A 329-nucleotide genomic window follows, 5' to 3' on the forward strand; every position below is an offset into this window, starting at 1 on the left:
GTCGTAAGGGCGGCTGGACCCGCGATTTCACCACGGGCGATATTGCACCGCTGTACTACGCAGCGGTGAACTACGAGAAGGCCGGCTCTCCGGCGGCGGCACTTTCTCCAAGAGCCATTCCAGCGGAATGCCCGTGACCTCCACCTGGGCGATGGCCTCGCCGCCCAGCGGGTTAATAGTGCACTGAGCCACCAACGGCGTGGTAACTACTACGCCGGCCTTCTCGGCCTCATCGATGAGGTCGACCAGCTTCCCGGTCTTCTCTTCGGCGACGGCGCCGGTAATGGAGATCTCCCAGGTATCGAACATCTCCTGATCGAGCGGCTTGT

The 329-nt window shown here is 62.3% G+C and carries 1 pseudogene; it reads right to left on the reverse strand.

What is annotated here, in order from left to right:
- Positions 1-27 precede the first annotated feature (27 nt).
- Positions 28-329 (reverse strand): annotated as a pseudogene (locus PZH32_RS12065) (hypothetical protein); the annotation flags it as partial.

This window comes from Adlercreutzia equolifaciens, from assembly GCF_029076695.1.
Taxonomy (GTDB): Bacteria; Actinomycetota; Coriobacteriia; order Coriobacteriales; family Eggerthellaceae; genus Adlercreutzia; species Adlercreutzia equolifaciens_A.